We start from the raw sequence: 20,066 nt of genomic DNA on the forward strand, positions 1-20,066 counted from the left end.
GCAGGCCTCTTATTGGTCGCAGAGCTTACTGATAGATCGGGAAACGATCCGTCAGCGCCTTGACCTTCTCCTTCACGGCCGCTTCGACCAGCGGCGCGCTGCCGTCGCCGGACTGCGCCACCGCGCTCAGCACTTCGGCGATCATCTCGCCGGTCGCCTTGAATTCGGCAATGCCGAAACCACGCGTGGTCGCGGCGGGCGTGCCGAGACGGATGCCCGAGGTGATCCACGGCTTTTCGGGATCGAACGGCACGCCGTTCTTGTTGCAGGTGATGCCGGCGCGGACCAGCGCCTTCTCCGAGACGTTGCCCTTCAGGCCCTTCGGCCGGAGATCAACGAGCATCAGATGGTTATCGGTGCCGCCCGAGACAATGTCGTAGCCCTGTGCGCGCAGCGTTTCGGCCAGCGCCTTGGCGTTCTCGACGACATTCTTCGCATAGACCTTGAAGTCCGGCTGCAGCGCTTCCTTGAAGGCCACGGCCTTCGCCGCGATGACATGCATCAAGGGACCGCCCTGCAGACCCGGGAAGATCGCCGAGTTCAGCTTCTTGTGCAGCGCCTCGTCATTGGTGAGGATCAACCCGCCGCGCGGACCGCGCAGCGATTTGTGCGTGGTCGTCGTGGTGACATGGGCATACGGCACCGGAGAGGCATGAACGCCACCGGCGACGAGGCCGGCGAAATGCGCCATGTCGACGAGCAGATAGGCGCCGACGCTGTCGGCGATCTCGCGGAAGCGCTTGAAGTCCCACGAGCGCGAATAGGCCGAGCCGCCGGCGATGATCAGCTTCGGCTTCACCTCTTCGGCCTGCTTGGCGATCGCATCCATATCGAGGATCTGATCGTCCTTGCGCACGGTGTAGTGCACCGGCTTGAACCACTTGCCGGACATGTTGACAGGCGAGCCGTGGGTGAGATGGCCGCCGGCCGCGAGGTCGAGACCCATGAAGGTATCGCCCGGCTGCAGCAGCGCCAGGAACACAGCCTGATTCATCTGGCTGCCGGAATTCGGCTGCACATTGGCGAATTGGGCGCCGAACAGCTTCTTGGCGCGCTCGATTGCGAGGTTCTCGGCGATATCGACGAATTCGCAGCCGCCATAATAGCGCGCGCCCGGATAGCCCTCGGCATATTTGTTGGTCATCACCGAGCCCTGCGCTTCCATCACCGCCTTGCTGACGATGTTTTCCGACGCGATCAACTCGATCTCGTGACGCTGGCGACCGAGTTCACCCTTGATCGCCTCGGCAATCTCAGGATCGGCCTGAGCAAGCGTGGCGGAGAAGAACGAGTCGGGCGCGGAGCCGGTTTTGGCCGAAGTGGTCATAGGGCAATATCTCCACCGCCGCGGCCTTCATTCAGCGTGCGGACGGTCACGAGTGGCGATCAGGAAACGGTGCCCCGAATACCATATCTGGCTGGCGGGGCCAAGGTTTTGCGCTTCGGGGCGCGATATTTAGGCAGCAGCGGCAAATGCGGCGATTGCACATGCCGATCGCCTTCGTGAAGCCGAATCCCCTATTTCGCCAGCCGGTATGCCCCGCCCTTCTCGACGCTGCGCTGGAACGCCGGGCGGGCATGCATCCGGCCGATCCAGGCGGCCAGATCGGGATAGGCCTTGAGCCGGTCGAAGCTGCCGGCGACTTCGGCGACGAAGCTCATCTGGATATCCGCGCCGGTCAGGCTATCGCCGACAAAAAACGCACGGCCCTTCAGGGCACGGTCGGCATAACCGAGATGGCGGGCCATTTCGCTGTCGATCCGCGGCTGCAGCGGTGCCCCGGCCTCCTTCAGGCGAGACACGTAGAGATTGAGCATCAGCGGCAGCATCGCCGACCCCTCGGCATAATGCAGCCATTCGAGATAGGCCTCATATTCCGGAGTGCCCTCAGCCGGCCGCATTGCGCCTTTGCCGTAGCGGCGGATGACGTAGTCGACGACGGCCGCGGACTCCGCGATGGTCACATCGCCATCGACGATCACAGGCGACTTGCCAAGTGGATGCACCGCTTCCAGCTCCGGTGGCGCCAGCCGCGTCTGCGCATCGCGCTGATAGGTCGTCAGATCATAGGGCGCGCCGAGTTCTTCCAGCAGCCAGATGATCCGCTGCGAGCGCGAGTCGTTGAGATGATGAAGCGTGAGCATGGGCGTTTCCTTGGTAATTGTCCCTGGCCCGATCTGCAGGCCGTCGGCGTGAGAGTATTCTGCGAGGATTATTGCTCGGAAACCCCATCGATCGCGATGATACAGCGAACAAGAGAATCCCCGAGGGCTTTTCCATGTTAGTTTGCCGGAAAGGCGACTGACTGCAATTGTGGAGAGGTTCGGTCCCCTTCCCCTCTGCACCAAGCCAAGCCGCCAACCTGAGGCCTATCGCAGGAGGTTGAGATGGACGATGTACGGGCCGCCCTGGAGCGTCATTGGACTGCATCGGACGCGAACGATTTCGATATCGAACATGACATCTACCATGAGGATGCGATGCTTTATTATCCCCAATCGGGGGAACGCATCCGCGGTCGGCACAACATTCAGATGAGCCGACTTGTCCAGCCAAACGAGAAACGTTTTACGGTTCGGCGGATTGTCGGCAGCAGCGAATTATGGGTCACCGAATTCATCCTGACCTATGACGGCATCCCCTCCTACGCGGTGAGCATCATGGAGTTCCACGAAGGACGGGTGGCCAACGAAACGCAGTATTTCGCCGATCGGTTTGAACCCGCAGTCTCGCGCGCGCATCTTGTCGAGCGATAGTTCGCGTAGCAGAACCGCGACGACAGCGCTTCGATGAGCACGCGTGTGATGAGCGCATCGCGTCCCGCTCGTCATTCCGGGGCGCGACTAGCGCTTGCCGATCCACACCCGTCATTCCGGGGCAGGACGGACCGCGAAGCGGGCCGAACTGAACCCGGAATCCCGGAGTGTTTGGCTCGACGGAGACTCCAACGTTGAGATTCCGGGTTCGGTCCCGTCGCCTCCGGCGTCGGTCCCGCCCCGGAATGACGAGCGTGGAGATGGAAGACCTCAAACATTTTTTCCTATCTCCCGTTGACAACATCCCCATCAGGTTTATAATCCCTTCCGTCCTGCCCCACCGAGAGGGGCGATCGCGATCGTCACGTTCGCGGGGTGGGATGCGGTGGACGCCGGAGATGCGGCGTCACGTGGTTCATGGGGGACGTCTGTCTTCGGGCAGGACGGATCTGCGCCAGCACTGCCACTGGCAAGGAGACGGCCGGCCTTGCGATGGAAAGACCCCTGGACAGTGTGACGGACGACCAAGTCAAAACGCGTCCGGCTTACTCGCTTGAGGCTCCCTGTCCCTCCGCCGTGGGACCATCATTTTGGTGATCGGACCGTTCGCCAAGGCAAAGTGCAAGCAGGCTGAAAAAACACCGTATGCGGAACGTCGGGCACTTGCTCGGCGCCTCCGAAAGTCCTGATGCATTATCCATGCGGAAGACCGCATCGCATCAGGCCCAAGGGTGCAACGGGCACCCGGCGTTCCGCACGCCCTCTCAACAGAGGGTGGGAATGCAAGACACGACGGCGCCCCCGCGCCGCAAATAATGGGGGCGATGACGTATGTCTGAAGAGCAGTGGCTGTTTGACAGTTGAATTGGAAATCACGTGACGCGCGCGCGCTCAAACCAAACGCCGTCATGCGCGGGCTTGTCCCGCGTATCCACGCCTTGGCGACATCCACAATAAGACGTGGATGGCCGGAACAAGTCCGGCCATGACGATCGAGAGCGTAGCGTGAGATCGTATGACGGGTTTCACGAAGACGCTCGCCCCATCCTATGGCGACGAAGCCCTCAAAGCCCGGTAAATCCAGCCTTCACCGGATCGTTGCTGCCATCGAGCTCACGCAGATAGGTCAAGCCGAACACCGTCAGCCGGTGTGGATCCTTCTCGCCGCCGTCGAACAGCGATTGCACGTAATCGGTGACCTTGGTGCGGGCTTCGTCCGATGCCGCCTGGGTGCGGCTCATCATCAGGCCATAGGTGTGCATGATGCGGTCAATGGCAATCTGCATGTCGTCATTTTCCCCGTTGGACATCAGAAAACCGGCTACGCGGCTTCAGGTCGTGCAGCCTGGAATTGCGCGATCGCTCTGTTCGCAAGGCGAAGCTTGTTGTCTTCGCCGCGATGAAACATCCGGACGATGATTTCGAGCAGCCGATCGTTGGTGAGATAAGTATCGGGGATCGCGCCGGACTTGCGCAGGTAGTTCGCAGCGATGGCATAGGCGTCGCCCACCGCCTCGACATTCATCACTTTCAGACCGCGTTCGACCAGCATGGTTTGCCCCTTCTGATGAAGGGATAAAGCGCGACTGGGGAACTGGTTCCATTGGGGAGAAGGAATTTCGGGCAGAACACCCGACGGAGTTGCGGCAAGCTACACTGCGCTGAACGTCATGCCTCGATTAGCTTTTGGTATCTCGATCGAGCCAAAACAATAGCGCGGCCATTGCCAGGCTGGGAGCCCCGAACCAAATCCAGAGAGCAAAGAGAAAATCGCTGTCCGAACTATCCCGTGATTGCCAAGTCAGGAGTCCAAGCCAGATCGCGGGACCAAGACAAGCAATCGCCCCTGATCTCAGACTGAACCTGGCCATCGCCCCACCCTTCCTGAAAATAGAAAAGGCGCTCGAAAGCGCCTTTAAGCTTAGGTCAGATGTCGCGTGCGTCTTGCGCGCACTTCGACGACTTCAGGAGGGCAATCCCAAAGCAGCTTGGAGGTCTCAGAGGCGATACAGGATCTGGTCGGTCCAGAAGCGCTCGAGGCGATGCAGCGACTTGTTGAGGGTCGCGAATTCTTCGTTGGAGATGCCGCCGACCTGTTCGACCGTCTTGACGTGCTTCTGATACAGCGCGTCGACGATGTGGCGGATTTCCTGGCCCTGCGCCGTCAGACGAATGCGAACCGAGCGACGATCGACGCGCGAGCGCTGATGATCGAGGAAGCCGAGTTCGACGAGCTTCTTCAGGTTATAGGACACGTTGGAGCCGAGATAGTAACCGCGGGTACGCAGCTCGCCGGCGGTCAATTCCTTGTCGCCGATATTGTAGAGCAGCAGTGCCTGGACCGAATTGATATCAGCGCGACCGCGGCGATCGAATTCATCCTTGATGACATCGAGCAGGCGGCGATGCAGACGCTCCACCAACGTCAAGGCTTCCAGATAAAGCGGCTGAACCGGCGCCTGGCCCGGAACGAGATCGACGCTTTCCACCGTCGCAACGGTCTTCATCATGACACTACCCCTGTTGTCGTTTTTATCGACTTATTCGACGAAACTTGTGTCCCGTCTGATAGGGCCAACTTAAGGGGGAGCGTTTGAAGAACCGCTTAAATAAGACAATAAAGAGATCATGAATTTGAGACAGTGAATCTGAGATTAAGCCGGTGAAACAAGGGGTTTTCGCAAGGTTTGATTCACGCTGCGGAGCCCATGTTCCAGCTTTGTCCGCCCGATCTGTCGCATAGCGGAACAGCTTGCGTAAAATTCGAAACACTCGCGTAAGGTTCGTGACCGGGGCGTTAGGGTGACTGAAGTCTTACCGCCAACGCCCCGAAAATTAATTCGACAATTTTACGCAACTCCGCGCGTTCGCCCTTCCCAATATGGCGCACGCAATGCCTTGCGATCGATCTTGCCGAGGCCCGTCACGGGGATCTCGGCGACGAAATCGATGGTCTTCGGCGACCACGGCGCGCCGCGCTTGTCTTTCACATGCGCCTGCAGTTCCTCCGCGGAATTATTCGCGCCGGCTTTCAGCACCACGAAGGCTTTCACCGCCTCACCCCACTTCGCATCGGGAATTCCGATCACCGCGGCGGACGCCACCGCGTGATGCGCCATCAAGGCATCCTCGACTTCGCGCGGATAGATATTGAAACCGCCGGAGATGATCATGTCCTTGGTGCGGTCGACGATATAGAAGAAGCCGTCGCTGTCCTTTATCGCGACATCGCCGGTGTGCAGCCAGCCACCGCGGAACGCGTCTTCGGTGGCATCCGGCCGTTTCCAGTAACCATCCATTACCAGCGAGCCGCGCACGCAGATCTCGCCGGGTTCCCCTGTCGCCACTTCGCGCATCTCGGCGTCGAACAGTTTGACCTCGACCATCGGATTGGCGCGGCCGCAGGAACCGAGACGGCCCGGCTTGCTGTCGTCGTGATCGATCTTGCGCATGGTGGTGATGATCTGCGGCGCTTCGGTCTGGCCGTAGAGCTGCACGAACACATTCCCGAAAATGCCGACGCCCTCGCGCAGCCGGTCCGGCGACATCGGCGCCGCGCCGTAGACGATCATCTGCAATGACGACATGTCGTATTTGGCGCGAAGCTCCGGCGCGTCGATCAGCGCATAGATCAACGTCGGCACCAGGAAGGTCGCGGTAATCTTCTCCTCATGCACCAGGCGGCAATAGGTTTCCACATCGAAACCCTGCACCAGCCGCGCGAAACCGCCGCGCAGCATCACCGGAAACAGCGTGATGCCGGCGGCGTGGCTGATCGGCGTTGCGGCGAGGTAGCGAATCTCGGCCGGCCAGTCCCAGTCGGCATAGATTGCCAGCGCCATCGCCACGATCACGCGATGCGGCAGCATCACGCCCTTGGAGCGGCCCGTAGTGCCACCGGTATAAGCCAGCCAGCAGATATCGCCGGTGCTGCTCTCATCCACCAGCGGCGCCGGCGTCGCATTGGGCAGTTCGGCCAGGAGATCGCGCGCGCCACCGAGCGCGCCGAAGGACAGCAGATGTTTCAGGCCCGGCACGCGGCTGCGCAGCGCGAGGCCGCGTGCGGCGAACTTGCCGGCCTCCACGATCAGCGCGGAGATCTCGGCGTCCTCGAGAATGAAGGCGTGATCGTCTTCGGCGGCCATGGGGTGCAGCGGCGTGTAGCGCAGGCCCATGACGGCGGCAGCGGAAATCGCCGCCCAGCTCTCGGCGCGGTTGCCGGAGAGAATGGACAGCGCATCGCCCTTCTTCAGGCCAAGGCTGCGGAACAGGCTGATGAAACGCGCGACCACGTCGCCGAAGTCGCGGTAGCTCCAGCGGACATGGCCGTCCGCGAGCGCGGGCCGATCGCCATAGCGGGCGATGGCACTGACGATGAGGCTGCCGGCGGTGCCGCCGGAATAAAGCTGATTCAAAATGACCTCCCTGAATGCAGGGCCTTCTGCGAGGCCTCTGCTTGACGTCCTGAGCCTATGGCGGCCGTTCGCGCGCCGCCATCCATGCCAGCGCAAGGTAGCCTGCGAGAAACGCAGCCTGCACGCCGACGATCAGGAGATTGCCGCCATAGATGGTCGGAAACATCAGCTCGATGACCGCCATGGACACCACGGTCGTCAGCCAGACGACGGCGCCCCACGGCGTCGCGAGCCAGAGGCCGACGGCGCTGACCAGCTCGATGACGGCGAAATAGACCGTGGCGGTCTGCCAGCCCATGGTCTGCACCTCGAAGGCGTCATCCTCGGTGCCGACAAAGCCGGTGACCTGCGCCCAGTGATAGAGGCCCTGCATCATCGAGACGACGGCCATTACGCGCAGGAACAGGACCAGGCGCCGGGTCCAGATGTTCTCGTCGGATTCGATGCGTCCGGACGAGATCGCCGCAACCGACATGGCATGGTCCCGCGACGTGGGGTCTCTCGACCCGAGGTCGCGCGGCATCTGCTCAGACATGCGAATGCGATCTCACGGGTGGGAACTGGACGTTTGGGCGATGGTTTGAGCGATTCATGGGGGCTTTTTGTGAGCCTTTGGGCCTGCAAAATCAATGACCCAGCCCGTCACGTCGCGCGCGCATGACGTGCATGATCGAGGTGACGCCGGGACATCAAGATGCTAGACTTAGAACAGGTCGAATTTAAGGGGCTTTCGACCTCACGAAGGCCCGCGGGAGAGACGGTATTATGGCAATCAAGTTCGGGCGCCCCATCGAATTGCGCGATCATGCCCCCCGCCCGGCTACTTATGATGCCCCCTCCCTCGGCCTGACCACCCGCCCTCGCCGTAACCGCAAGTCCGAATGGGCCCGCCGGCTGGTCCGCGAGAACGTGCTGACCACCGACGATCTGATATGGCCGCTCTTCGTGATCGACGGCGACAACCAGCGCGCGCCAATCGCCTCGATGCCCGGCGTGGAGCGCCTCAGCGTCGATCAGGCGGTGCGCGATGCCGAGCGCGCCATGAAGCTGGATATCCCCTGCATCGCGCTGTTCCCCTATACCGACCCGTCGCTCCGCGACGAGATGGGCACCGAGGCCTGCAACGCCAACAATCTGGTTTGCCAGTCCGTGCGCGCCATCAAGAAGGAATTCCCGGATCTCGGTGTGCTCTGTGACGTGGCACTCGACCCGTTCACCAGCCACGGCCATGACGGGTTGATCCAGAACGGCAAGATCCTCAATGACGAGACCGTCGCCGTGCTGGTCCAGCAAGCGCTGGTCCAGGCCGAAGCCGGCTGCGATATCATTGCGCCATCGGACATGATGGACGGCCGTGTCGGCGCGATCCGCGAGGCGCTGGATGAAGCCGGATTCCTCGACGTGCAGATCATGGCCTATGCCGCGAAATATGCCTCGGCCTTCTACGGCCCGTTCCGCGACGCCATCGGCTCGGCCAAGACGCTGACCGGCGACAAACGCACCTATCAGATGGACAGCGCCAATTCCGACGAGGCGCTGCGCGAGGTCGAACTCGATCTCGCCGAAGGCGCCGACATGGTCATGGTCAAGCCGGGCATGCCCTATCTGGATATTGTGCGCCGCGTGAAGGACACGTTCGCGGTTCCGACCTTCGCCTATCAGGTGTCCGGCGAATACGCGATGATCATGGCCGCCGCGAACAACGGCTGGATTGACGGTGACCGCGCCATCATGGAAAGCCTGCTCGGCTTCAAGCGCGCCGGCGCCGATGGCGTGCTGACTTATTTCGCGCCGCACGCCGCGGAACGCATCAAGGCATTGCGCTGAGCGCATCCGCGCTCAAGCCTCGCCTGATTTACGTCATGGACAGTCTGTAACGATTCCCCGCACTTGTTGCGCGGTCTGGTGATATCCATGTGATGGACCGTGAGGATGCAAACGGAGGGATGCGTCATGTCTGATACCGGCCCGAATGCTGGCGGCCCCAACAACGGAAGCTGGCAAGGCGACATCTGGCGCAGTGCCGGTACCCGGCCCCGCACCCATGCCTTCGACCCCTATGCGCAGCCGGATTTGTTCCGCGGCGTGCTGATGCGCCGCATTGTCGCCTTCCTGATCGATCTCGTGGTGCTGTCGATTCCGATCGTACTCGCCGTCATCTTCATCGCAGTATTTGGCGTCGTCACCCTTGGCCTCGGCTGGGCGCTGTTCTGGCTGATCTCGCCGGCGACGGTGATCTGGCCGGTCGTCTATTACGGGATGTCGCTGGGCGGTCCGCATTCGGCCACCGTCGGCATGCGGATGATGGATCTGCAGATGCGCACCTTCTCAGGCACGCCGGGCTACTTCGTGCTTGGCGCCGCACACGCGGTCCTGTTCTGGGCCTCAGTGTCGCTACTCACGCCGCTGGTGCTGGTGGTCGGCCTGCTCAACGGCCGCCGTCAGTTGCTGCACGACCTCGTGCTGGGCACCGTGGTGGTGAATAATTCCGTGGTCCGCGCCGCTTACGCCCAGCCGCCCGGCCGTGCCTACTAACAGCCGCGAAGGACGCCAACTTGGACGGGCAAAGCGATTGACCGTTTGCCCGGCCGGCGCGATGCTAAGCCAAACTGCTTCGGAGACCGACGGCAACCCGTGACCCAGCACTCCCGCGACACTCCGCAATTCTACCTCACGGCGCCGTCGCCCTGCCCCTACCTGCCGGGCCGGCACGAACGGAAAGTTTTCACACATCTGGTCGGCGACAAGGCCGGCGATCTCAATGACCTGCTCACCCATGGCGGCTTCCGGCGCAGCCAGTCGATCGCCTATCGCCCGGCCTGCGACCAGTGCCGCGCCTGTGTTTCCGTCCGGGTCATCGCCAATGAATTCAAGCCGTCGCGCAACTTCCGCAAGATCCAGGCACGCAATGCGGACGTGATCGGCGAGCAGCGCAGCGCGGTGCCGACCTCCGAACAGTATTCGGTGTTCCGCGCCTATCTCGACCAGCGCCATCGCCATGGCGGCATGGCCGACATGACCGTGCTCGACTACGCCATGATGGTGGAAGACAGCCACGTCGAAACCCGCATCATCGAATATCGCCGCCGCGGCCCCGATACAGGCATCACCGGACGCGGCGAGGACCTGCTCGCGGTCGCGTTGACCGATGTACTCAGCGATGGGCTATCGATGGTGTACTCGTTCTTCGAGCCCGGCGAGGAAAGCCGCTCGCTCGGCACCTTCATGATCCTCGACCACATCGCCCGCGCCAGGCGGCTCGGCCTGCCTTACGTCTATCTTGGCTACTGGATCGAAGGCTCCAAGAAGATGGACTACAAGGGCCGCTATCTGCCGCAACAGCGGCTGGCGCCATCAGGATGGCTGCGTGTCGATGCGACAGGCGAGACGATGCCCGAGCCGCAGGATTAGCTGGCCCGGCTGACGATCAGCCTTCGTCATCATCCGCGGCCGCCCGGGATTTCAGGCCTTCAGCCGAAAAAGGTGTCGTAAAGCAGCTTGCAGTTCAGGATCACGATGATGCCAGCGATGATCCATGCCACCGTGGCGACCGACCGCGAAATTACGAAGTCACCCATCTTTCGCCGATCCGAGACAAACCGCACCAGCGGGATGATCGCAAATGGAAGCTGCATCGAAAGGATGACCTGACTGAAGACGAGGAGTTGTCCGGTGCCGCGTTCGCCGTAGAGCGCGGTGACGACCACGACCGGGACAATGGCGATGCCGCGAGTCACGAGCCGGCGCGCCCAGTTCGGCAGGCGCAGCCGGAGAAAGCCCTCCATCACGATCTGGCCGGCCAGCGTTGCCGTCACCGTCGAGTTGAGGCCGGATGCCAGCAGTGCGATCGCAAAAAGCGTCGATGCGATGCCGAGACCTAGCAACGGCGACAACAACTCGTAAGCCTGACCGATCTCGGCCACATCGGCATGACCGCTGGTATGGAAGGACGCCGCCGCGACGATGAGGATCGCCGCATTGATGAACAGCGCGAGCATCAGCGCGATGGTGCTGTCCGTCGTCGCCCACTTGATCGCGTCGCGGCGGCCCTCATCGGTGCGCGGATAGGCACGGGTCTGCACGATCGACGAATGCAGATAGAGGTTATGCGGCATCACGGTCGCTCCGATGATGCCGATCGCAATGTACAGCATTTCGGGATTGGTCACGATCGCGGTGGACGGCAGGAAGCCGCTCAGCACTGCAGCCACGGGCGGAGCCGCGGCAACAATCTGAACCGTGAAACAGACTGCGATGACGATGAGCAGCGCGATCACGAAAGCTTCGAGAAAACGGAAGCCCTTGTTCATCAGCAACAGCAGCAAAAAGGCATCCAGCGCGGTGATGAGCGCGCCCCCGATCAGCGGAATGCCGAACAGCAGCTGCAACGCAATCGCAGTGCCGATCACTTCCGCCAGATCGCAGGCGATGATCGCGGTCTCGCAGGCCAGCCACAGCATGATGTTGACCGGGCGGGAAAAGCTGTCGCGACAGGCCTGCGCCAGATCGCGGTCGGTGACGATGCCCAGACGCGCGGCCAGTGCCTGCAGCAGGATCGCCATCACGTTTGACAGCAGGATCACCGAGAGCAGCGTGTAGCCGAATTTCGAGCCACCCGCGAGATCGGTCGCCCAGTTGCCGGGGTCCATGTAGCCGACCGAGACCATGTAACCCGGTCCGGCGAACGCCAGCAGCCGCCGAAACCAGTGGCCACCGATCGGAACCGGGATCGACGAATTGACCTCCGAAAGGCTCCGCCGGAAATCCCCGCCAAGGCCGGAGCGCCAGCCGGCCGCGTCTGAAACGCTGCCGGGGATTGGAGACGTTGACGAATCGGGCGAGGTTTTCGGCGAAAGTGCATCCATCAGAGCTGCATAGAGCAATCCCTCCCTTGTTGCAACTCATTTGCAACTGCATCTAGTCGGTTGGTGGGCGCTGCCTGTTGCCGCGCGCGCTCAGTAATCGGGTGGCTGCGTGCTCGTCCGGACCCCATGGTGGCTGTCACAGACAGGAATCGCCATGTCCCACTCCTCCATTGACCGACTGCCTGACACCTTCAACCGACTCGCCTGGTCCAATCTCGCTGCCCAATCGGCCGAGCAGATCGCGCTGGCGGCGGCGCCGATCGTCGCGGTGCTGTTGCTCGGCGTCGGCGAGGGCCAAACCGGATTGCTGCAGACCGCGCTGACCCTGCCCTTCGTGCTGTTCGCCATTCCCGCCGGCCTGCTCGCCGACCGGATGTCGCGCCGCACCCTGATGGCCGGAGCTGAGGCGCTGCGCGCGATCGCACTGTTGCTGACGCTAGGGCTGATCTGGTTCGGCGCGCTGACGATGCCGCTGCTCGCTTTGCTCGGCTTCGTCGCGGTGTGCGGCACCGTCGTCTACAGCGTCGCCGCGCCGTCGCTTGTGCCATCGCTGGTCGTGCCGCAGTTGCTCGGCGCGGCGAATGCGCGGATAGAACTCGCGCGCACCGTCGCTTTTGCAAGTGGTCCTGCCATCGGAGGCGCGCTTGTGGGCTTCACTGGCGCCGCGCCTGCCTTCGGCTTTGCCGCAGCGCTGTCGATCATCGCTGTCGCCTTGCTATCGGGCATCCATGAGCCCACGCGCACAACCATCCAACAACGCAAGCCGATGCAGGATATCGCCGAAGGCCTGTCCTTCGTCTGTTATCATCGGTATTTGCGGCCGGTCTTCATCACACAGTTCATCTTCAGCGCAGCGTCCTTCATGGTGCTGGCAGTGTTCGTGCCTTACGCGGTTCGCCATCTCGGTCTCTCCGCCTCCGGCGTCGGCGTGACACTCGCAATGTATGGCGTCGGCATGGTGATCGGCGCACTGCTGGCAACACGTGTGATGAAGCGGTTGCCGTTCGGCACCGTGATCGCGCTTGGCCCCGTCACCGGCTTCGTTGCCTCCGTCGTGATGGCACTGACCACATGGATCCCCTCGCCGGCTTTGGCTGGCCTGAGCTTCTTCCTGCTCGGCGTCGGCCCGATCCTGTGGGTGATCTCGACCGCAACGTTGCGACAGTCGGTAACGCCGCCAAGCCTGCTCGGACGCGTCTCCGCGATCAACATCTTGAGCTATGGCGCCCGCCCGATCGGAACCAGTATCGCTGCCGTTATCGGCGGGCTCTATCACGCGGAGGCGTGCCTCTATCTCGCCGTCGCGGGTTTCGCCTGGCAGGCCGTGGTGATCCTGACTTCGCCTGCAGTGACGCTGGAACGGCAGCCGGATATGGTCGGCGATTTGACCGGATGCGTTCCGACGAAAGTCTAACAGGCTCGGTTTAGTTTATCTGTAGTTCGCGCTCGCTCACGATCTCCCCGCACCGCAGCACGGATAGTTAGTATAGTTACGCCGCGTCCAAGCGTCGCAGCGCTGCGAACATTCTTGCCAAACCCCGAGGCACGCCTTTGTCTTGCTATCAATCAACAAGGTCAGTCCGCAAAAGGACGACCATTCGGGGAGAACACAATGGCTTCATCCAAGGACAGGACTCCATCTCGGCGCCGCTTTCTGAAAGTCGCCACAGCCGGCGCTGCCGCAAGCATAGCAGCACCGGCAATCGCCCAGGCGCAGGGCCCGATCAGCATGCGCTGGCAGAGCACATGGCCGGCCAAGGACATCTTCCACGAATACGCGCTCGACTACGCCAAGAAGGTCAACGACATGACCGGCGGCGACCTCAAGATCGAGGTGCTTCCGGCCGGCGCCGTAGTCCCGGCTTTCGGCCTGCTCGATGCGGTCTCCAAAGGCACGCTCGACGGCGGCCATGGCGTGATGGTTTATCACTACGGCAAGCAGACCGCGCTGGCCCTGTGGGGCTCCGGCCCGGCCTATGCGATGGATGCCAACATGCTGCTGGCCTGGCACAAATTCGGCGGCGGCAAGGAGCTGCTGGCCAAGCTCTACGCGTCGATCGGCGCGAATGTGGTGTCGCTGCCTTACGGGCCGATGCCGACCCAGCCACTCGGCTGGTTCAAGAAGCCGATCACCAAGGCCGATGATCTCAAGGGTGTGAAATTCCGCACCGTCGGCATTTCCATCGACGTATTCACTGGTCTGGGCGCCGCGGTGAACGCATTGCCCGGCGGCGAAATCGTCTCGGCGATGGACCGCGGCCTGCTCGATGCCGCAGAATTCAACAACGCCTCGTCGGACCGCATCCTCGGTTTTCCCGACGTATCCAAGACCTGCATGCTGCAGAGCTACCACCAGAACGCCGAACAGTTCGAGATCCTGTTCAACAAGACCAAATATGACGTCCTGCCCGAGAAGCTGCGCGCCATCATCGCGGGCGCCGCCGATGCGGCCGGTCAGGAAATGTCCTGGAAGGCCATCGACCGCTATTCGCAGGATTATGCGGAGATGCAGAGCAAGGACAAGGTCAAGTTCTACAAGACGCCGGACTCGATCCTGCAGAAGCAGCTCGAAGTCTATGACGAGGTCGTCGCCAAGAAGTCGGCCGAAAATCCCCTCTTCAAGGAAATCTCCGAGTCCCAGCAGGCCTTCGCCAAGCGCGCCACGCAGTGGGAGCAGGACACGGTCGTGAATCGCCGCATGGCCTATAATCATTACTTCGGCCCGAACGCGAAGAAGAAGACCTGACGCCATCAGGCACACGTATCTCGCATCATCCGGGACCCTCTCCCGGATGATGCTTTGCTGTTGCCCGATATCGCCTACCTTCACCTGCCCACATGTCCTGTAGACTGGCCTCCATGAAATGACTGCCCAGCGCTTCCTGCATTCCATTGACGGTATCAGCACATTCGCCGGCAAGGCTGCGGCCTGGCTCATTTTGGGATTGATGGGCCTCGTCTGCGCCGAAGTGTTCAAGCGCTATATGCTGAACATGCCGACGGCATGGATCTTCGACGCGTCGAACATGCTCTATGGCACGCTGTTCATGCTGTGCGGCGCCTATACGCTGGCGCAGAACGGCCATGTGCGTGGCGACTTTCTATACAGCTCGATGCGCCCGCGCACGCAGGCTTCGCTCGATCTCGTTCTCTACATCGTGTTCTTCCTGCCCGGCATTGCCGCGCTGGTTTATGCGGGCTGGGACTATGCGGGCGACAGCTGGCGTATCCGCGAGCATTCCAACGTCACGGCGGACGGACCGCCCGTCTATCATTTCAAGGCAATGATCCCCCTGGCCGGCGCATTGCTGCTGCTGCAAGGCATCGCCGAAATCACCCGCGCCGCGATTTGCCTGAAGACCGGCGTGTGGCCGAGCCGGCTCAAGGATGTGTCCGAGATCGATGTCGTCGAGGAACAGCTCGCACATAGCGAACACGTCGATGACGACGTGCGTAGGAATGCAATCGCCCAGGCGCAGGAGATCGAGGAAAGCGCGCGACAGCGCGGCATGGGCGGGGAGACGCAGAAATGAGTGATCCCGCACTTGGCCTCCTGATGCTCGTCCTCATCGTCGTCGTAATCATGCTGGGCTTCCCCACGGCCTTCACGCTGATGGGTCTCGGCATGTTTTTCGGCTTCTTCGCCTATTACCGGGCAGGCGAATCCTGGGCCGACAACCACATCTTCGATCTGATGGTCCAGCGCACATATGGCGCCATGACCAACGACGTCCTGATCTCCATCCCGCTCTTCGTGCTGATGGGCTATGTGATGGAACGCGGCGCCCTGGTCGATAAGATGTTCTATTCGATCCAGCTGGCCTTCCGCCGCGTCCCGGCCTCGCTGGCGGTGGCGACGCTGATCGTCTGCACTTTCTGGGGCATAGCATCCGGTCTGGTCGGCGCCGTCGTCGTGCTGATGGGCGTCATCGCCTTCAATCCGATGCTGAAGGCCGGCTATGACGTCAAGCTGGCGTCCGGCGTGATCACGGCCGGCGGCACGCTGGGCATCCTGATCCCGCCATCGGTGATGATCATCGTCTATGCCGCCGTCGCCGGACAGTCTGTCGTGAAGCTCTATGCCGCCGCGATGTTTCCGGGCTTCTTTCTGGCCTTCCTCTATCTCGTCTACATCATCGGCTGGGCGCTCATTAACCCGAAGATCGCGCCGAAGCTGCCCGAGAGCGAAACGCGCGTGCCCGTCCGGCCGTGGATCGCCGATCTGCAGCAAGCCTATTCGCACAAGATGCTGCCGGCTCTGCTGACGGCGGCCGTAGCGCCGTCGCGCGCCATGGCCCTGACCGTGGACGGCGTGCGGGTCAGCTACACGACGATCCTGAAGAATCTCGGCTTTGCTCTGGTGCCGCTGGTCCTGGCGCTGACCACACTATGGGCCGCGTGGTGGTATGTCGTCATACATCCGCAGCCCGACGCCCCCGCGCCCGCCGCGATCACCGAGCGGGTTCAGTCCCGCGATGCCGGCGCGGTCGCACCTGAAGAAGAAAAACTGGAGGAGCTGGGCTCCGCGCAATCGGGTTCGGCCAAGGAGAGCGAACCGGAGGTGCTGCAGCAGATGGGCAACACCGATCTGCAAAACAGTCCGACGAATGCGCCGGTCGATGCCGGACCGCCGCCGGAATTCTACACCTACTTCGCCTTCACAGCAGCCATCATCGCCCTGATGCTGTTCTATTACTACTGGACCATGGGCGCCGCGCAGTTCGAGGTACTGCGGCTGCTGACATCGTCCGTCATGCCGCTCGGCATCCTGACTGCCATCGTTCTGGCCGTGATCCTGCTCGGCATCACCACGGCAACGGAGTCCGCCGCCGTCGGCGCTGCCGGCGCGTTCCTGCTGGCCTTCCAGGCGCGCACGCTAAACTGGAAGCGCACCAAGGAAGCCGTCTTCCTGACCGCCAAGACCACATCCATGGTGTGCTGGCTGTTCGTCGGATCGGCGCTGTTCTCCGCGGTGTTCGCCATTCTCGGCGGACAGGCGCTGCTGGAGAGCTGGGTGCTGTCGCTGAACCTGACGCCGGTCCAGTTCATGATCCTGTCGCAGGCCATCATCTTCATTCTCGGCTGGCCGCTGGAATGGACCGAGATCATCGTGATCTTCGTGCCGATCTTCCTGCCGATGCTGAAGCATTTCGGCATCGACCCGATCCTGTGGGGCGTGCTCGTCTTCGTGAACCTGCAGGCCGCCTTCCTGTCGCCGCCGGTCGCGATGTCCGCCTTCTATCTGAAGGGCGTCGCGCCATCACATGTGACGCTGAACCAGATCTTCTCCGGCATGATGCCCTATATGCTCATCGTCATCATCTGCATGGTGCTGATGTATATCTGGCCCGGCCTGACGCTGTGGCTGCCGAATTACCTGTACGGCAACTGATCCATCGGCCGCGACCACCGCCGGGAACGCGGCGGTGGCACCCGTCTTCCCGGAATACCGCATGACTGCCCTGCTCTTTGCAGGCCGCTTTATATGATGTACATCATTCATAAAATGAGGATCATCATATGACCGACCGCACGGCAGACGCCATGGCAGACACCCCGCCGCAGGAAGCATCCTCCACCGCGCTGCAGATCGCGGTCCTCGCGGGGCTGGCCTCGATGGGCACCCTGGCGACCAACATCCTGCTGCCATCGCTGCCACAGATGGCGGTATCGTTGCAGGTGACGACGCCCGCGGTCACGGCATCGATCACGGTGTTTTTGCTGGTCTTCGCGCTTGGGCAATTGCTGGTCGGGCCGATCTCCGACCGTTACGGGCGTCGCATGCCGGTGCTGGCCGGTTTCGCTGTCTTCATCATCGGCAGCATCTGGTGTGGCGTCTCGACTGATCTTCCTTCGCTGCTGATCGGCCGTGCCATCCAGGCCGCTGGTGCCTGTTCGACTTCGGTTCTCTCGCGCGCGATCGCTCGCGATCTGTTCAGCGGCGCAGCGCTGGCGCGCGCACTAACCTTGGTGATGATCGCGCAGGCCGCAGCCCCTGGCTTCTCGCCGCTGCTCGGCGGCGGACTCGATTATTTTTTCGGATGGCGTTCAGAATTTGTTTTCGTCGGCGCCTTCGCCGTGTTGTCGGCTCTCAGCTATATCCTGGTGCTCGGCGAAACCCACAACACGACGCGTATCCCACTCAATCCGCTCGCCGTCAGCGCAACCTATCTCAAACTTTCGGTGAACCGCCACTTCCTGATCCCCGCTGCCACAGTGGGCCTGATCATGGGTGGACTGTTCTCGATCTTCTCCGCAGCACCTCGCATCCTCATCGAGGGCTACGGCTTCACACCGATTGCACTCGGGCTGTTCTTTGCAGGCACCGTGCTGGTCGTGTTCGGCTCCGGCATGCTGGCCGCGCGCCTCGCCCCCCGCTTCGGGCTGGATCGGGCCATTCGCTATGGATTGCTGATCGCGTTCATCGGCAGCATCGCGGTGCTCGCGACCGCCTACTTCCACGGCAACGTCGTCACCTTCATCGCCGCGACCTGCGTGTTCCTGCTGGGCATGGGCGTGGTCAATCCGCTCGGCACGGCGCAGGCGCTGTCGCCGTTCGGCACCCATGCCGGCGCCGCCTCGGCATTGCTCGGCTTCTGGCAGATGATGGGGGCCGCGATCGGCGTATCCCTGTCGGCCACGATCGTGCCGCAGGCCGCATTGGCGCTCGGCATCGTTCTCGGTGCAGCCTGCCTGATCGCTATCGTACTCTACGCGATGCGCCAGCCAACCATTGCGGTTAGCTAACGGGCCAGATAGCGCTCATAGCCACCGCGCACGACTTCGTCGCTGTCGATCTCGGGATCCAGCGTGTAGAGATCCTGCGCACGGCCGATACCGCGCAAGGCGTAGCGGCCCGTGGAGACCAGATATTTGCGACCAGCACCATCGAGCCCGGCCTGAAACGCGGACGAGGTCAGCAGCGGCCGATCGACCGACGAGCACATGGAAGCGATGCGGCTCACCTCGTTGACCGAGGGACCAACCACAGTGAAATCGAGCCGGTCGTCGCTGCCGATATTGCCGTAGAACACCTCTCCCTCATGCAGACCAACATAGGCCGTGGTGATCGGCCGGTTCGCCGCCAATCGTTTCGCATTCAGCTTGGCGATATTCTTGCGGAACTGATGTTCGGCGCGCAAGGCGTTACGCTTCGCCTTCACCATGTCGTCGCCGGTGAACATCGCCAGAATGCCGTCACCGATAAGCTTGAGCACGTCGCCGCCGACATCATGGATCGCAGCGATCGAGGCTTCGGCATAGTCATTCAAGAACGGGATGATCTCGTCCGGTCCTATCGCCTCGCTGATCCCCGTGGAGTTGCGCAGGTCGGAAAACCACAATACCGCATTGATACGCTCAGTGACGCCTCGCGCGATCTTGCCGCGGAGAACCTGTTCGGCGGCATCGCGGCCGAGATAGACCCGGCCCAGCGTGCGCGCGATCTCCATCTGGGCTCCCGACTTGATGGCGAGACCGAGCATCGGCACCAGTTCGCGCAGCGCCGACATCTGGCGCTCGTCGAACCCGTCTTCATGGCGCGTGGCCCAATACGAATAGAGGCAATCCATCTGTCCCATCGAGCCAGCCTCGCCGAACTTGTGCAGGAACACGGCGCCGTGGCGGTGACCGCCTTCCTGCAAGCTGCTAACCATCGAGAAGCGGTCGGCGATCCCGGGCGCGTGCAAATCGAGCCGCAATTCGTCGTGCCCCTCTTCCAGCATGTGGAAGAACACCGATCGTCGCCAGTTCGCGGCGGCCTCGCCGATCTCGGTCGAGCCGTATTCGAACACGTCGCTCTCGTTGCTGGCCGTGTCGTTCCAGCGGAAGCCACGGCCCTCGAAGATCGGATGCAGCGTGTCAATGAAGACGAGGCCACGGGATACATCGACGCCGCCGGCACGGCAGCGCTCGCAGAAGCCACGGATCAGGTCGTTTTCGGGAAGGCCGGTCAGACCCTCGCCGACCAGCCAGCTCATCAGTTCAATGCGTGCGGCAGTTTCCATGAGACACTTGTAGGATGGGTTGA

Annotated in this window: 18 protein-coding genes; 9 read left to right on the forward strand and 9 right to left on the reverse strand. The window is 62.1% G+C overall.

Features of this window, described 5'->3' with window-relative positions:
• Positions 1-25: 25 nt before the first annotated feature.
• Together glyA and RSO67_RS04770 are read right to left on the reverse strand one after the other, a co-directional pair.
• Entirely contained in the window at positions 26-1,327 is a 1,302-nt protein-coding gene (gene glyA, locus RSO67_RS04765) for a serine hydroxymethyltransferase (protein ID WP_315842580.1), read from the reverse strand.
• Between the two features lie 191 nt (positions 1,328-1,518).
• Positions 1,519-2,145 (reverse strand): glutathione S-transferase, encoded by a 627-nt coding sequence (locus RSO67_RS04770; protein ID WP_315842581.1) that lies wholly within the window; start codon positions 2,143-2,145, stop codon positions 1,519-1,521.
• Positions 2,146-2,388: 243 nt separating this feature from the next.
• On the opposite strand from RSO67_RS04770, the gene RSO67_RS04775 reads away from it, so the two are divergent.
• Positions 2,389-2,757: a nuclear transport factor 2 family protein gene (locus RSO67_RS04775; RefSeq protein ID WP_315842582.1), complete on the forward strand. Its 369-nt coding sequence runs from the start codon at positions 2,389-2,391 to the stop codon at positions 2,755-2,757.
• A gap of 1,064 nt (positions 2,758-3,821) precedes the next feature.
• On the opposite strand, the gene RSO67_RS04780 is transcribed toward RSO67_RS04775, so the two are convergent.
• The 5 genes from RSO67_RS04780 to RSO67_RS04800 all read right to left on the reverse strand — a co-directional run bounded on the left by RSO67_RS04780 (position 3,822) and on the right by RSO67_RS04800 (position 7,707).
• Positions 3,822-4,043, reverse strand: coding sequence for a hypothetical protein (locus RSO67_RS04780; RefSeq protein ID WP_315842583.1), 222 nt, complete (start codon positions 4,041-4,043; stop codon positions 3,822-3,824).
• Between the two features lie 35 nt (positions 4,044-4,078).
• Positions 4,079-4,309 (reverse strand): hypothetical protein, encoded by a 231-nt coding sequence (locus tag RSO67_RS04785; RefSeq protein ID WP_315842584.1) that lies wholly within the window; start codon positions 4,307-4,309, stop codon positions 4,079-4,081.
• A 445-nt stretch (positions 4,310-4,754) separates the two neighbouring features.
• The gene (ldtR, locus tag RSO67_RS04790) at positions 4,755-5,267 is read right to left on the reverse strand and encodes a transcriptional regulator LdtR (RefSeq protein ID WP_068732529.1); all 513 of its coding nucleotides are present in this window, start codon (positions 5,265-5,267) and stop codon (positions 4,755-4,757) included.
• A 339-nt stretch (positions 5,268-5,606) separates the two neighbouring features.
• A complete protein-coding gene (locus RSO67_RS04795; protein WP_315842585.1) occupies positions 5,607-7,172 on the reverse strand; it encodes an AMP-binding protein in 1,566 nt (521 codons plus the stop codon).
• A gap of 55 nt (positions 7,173-7,227) precedes the next feature.
• Positions 7,228-7,707 (reverse strand): DUF6163 family protein, encoded by a 480-nt coding sequence (locus RSO67_RS04800; protein ID WP_089263845.1) that lies wholly within the window; start codon positions 7,705-7,707, stop codon positions 7,228-7,230.
• Between the two features lie 230 nt (positions 7,708-7,937).
• Between RSO67_RS04800 and hemB the strand changes: the two genes are divergently transcribed.
• The 3 genes from hemB to RSO67_RS04815 all read left to right on the forward strand — a co-directional run bounded on the left by hemB (position 7,938) and on the right by RSO67_RS04815 (position 10,583).
• Positions 7,938-8,999 (forward strand): porphobilinogen synthase, encoded by a 1,062-nt coding sequence (hemB, locus tag RSO67_RS04805; protein WP_315842586.1) that lies wholly within the window; start codon positions 7,938-7,940, stop codon positions 8,997-8,999.
• A 126-nt stretch (positions 9,000-9,125) separates the two neighbouring features.
• Entirely contained in the window at positions 9,126-9,707 is a 582-nt protein-coding gene (locus RSO67_RS04810; RefSeq protein ID WP_315842587.1) for an RDD family protein, read from the forward strand.
• Positions 9,708-9,806: 99 nt separating this feature from the next.
• On the forward strand, positions 9,807-10,583 hold the full coding sequence (locus RSO67_RS04815; protein ID WP_089263842.1) for an arginyltransferase: 777 nt from the start codon (positions 9,807-9,809) through the stop codon (positions 10,581-10,583).
• Between the two features lie 59 nt (positions 10,584-10,642).
• On the opposite strand, the gene RSO67_RS04820 is transcribed toward RSO67_RS04815, so the two are convergent.
• Positions 10,643-12,037 carry an Nramp family divalent metal transporter gene (locus RSO67_RS04820; protein WP_315842588.1) on the reverse strand — a complete coding sequence of 465 codons (1,395 nt, stop codon included), beginning with the start codon at positions 12,035-12,037 and terminating at the stop codon, positions 10,643-10,645.
• Between the two features lie 154 nt (positions 12,038-12,191).
• On the opposite strand from RSO67_RS04820, the gene RSO67_RS04825 reads away from it, so the two are divergent.
• The 5 genes from RSO67_RS04825 to RSO67_RS04845 all read left to right on the forward strand — a co-directional run bounded on the left by RSO67_RS04825 (position 12,192) and on the right by RSO67_RS04845 (position 18,784).
• Positions 12,192-13,451 carry an MFS transporter gene (locus RSO67_RS04825; protein ID WP_315842589.1) on the forward strand — a complete coding sequence of 420 codons (1,260 nt, stop codon included), beginning with the start codon at positions 12,192-12,194 and terminating at the stop codon, positions 13,449-13,451.
• Positions 13,452-13,649: 198 nt separating this feature from the next.
• A complete protein-coding gene (locus RSO67_RS04830; protein ID WP_315842590.1) occupies positions 13,650-14,783 on the forward strand; it encodes a twin-arginine translocation signal domain-containing protein in 1,134 nt (377 codons plus the stop codon).
• Between the two features lie 118 nt (positions 14,784-14,901).
• A complete protein-coding gene (locus RSO67_RS04835) occupies positions 14,902-15,570 on the forward strand; it encodes a TRAP transporter small permease subunit (RefSeq protein ID WP_315842591.1) in 669 nt (222 codons plus the stop codon).
• Complete coding sequence (locus RSO67_RS04840) at positions 15,567-17,429, forward strand: TRAP transporter large permease subunit (RefSeq protein WP_315842592.1); 1,863 nt, start codon at positions 15,567-15,569, stop codon at positions 17,427-17,429. Before RSO67_RS04835 ends, RSO67_RS04840 begins: the two co-directional genes overlap by 4 nt.
• Before the next feature lie 128 nt (positions 17,430-17,557).
• Entirely contained in the window at positions 17,558-18,784 is a 1,227-nt protein-coding gene (locus RSO67_RS04845) for a multidrug effflux MFS transporter (protein WP_315842593.1), read from the forward strand.
• Here RSO67_RS04845 and RSO67_RS04850 read toward each other — a convergent pair.
• Positions 18,781-20,043 (reverse strand): adenylate/guanylate cyclase domain-containing protein, encoded by a 1,263-nt coding sequence (locus tag RSO67_RS04850; protein ID WP_315842594.1) that lies wholly within the window; start codon positions 20,041-20,043, stop codon positions 18,781-18,783. The genes RSO67_RS04845 and RSO67_RS04850 overlap by 4 nt on opposite strands.
• Positions 20,044-20,066 lie beyond the last annotated feature (23 nt).

Source organism: Tardiphaga sp. 709 (assembly GCF_032401055.1).
Lineage (GTDB): Bacteria > Pseudomonadota > Alphaproteobacteria > Rhizobiales > Xanthobacteraceae > Tardiphaga.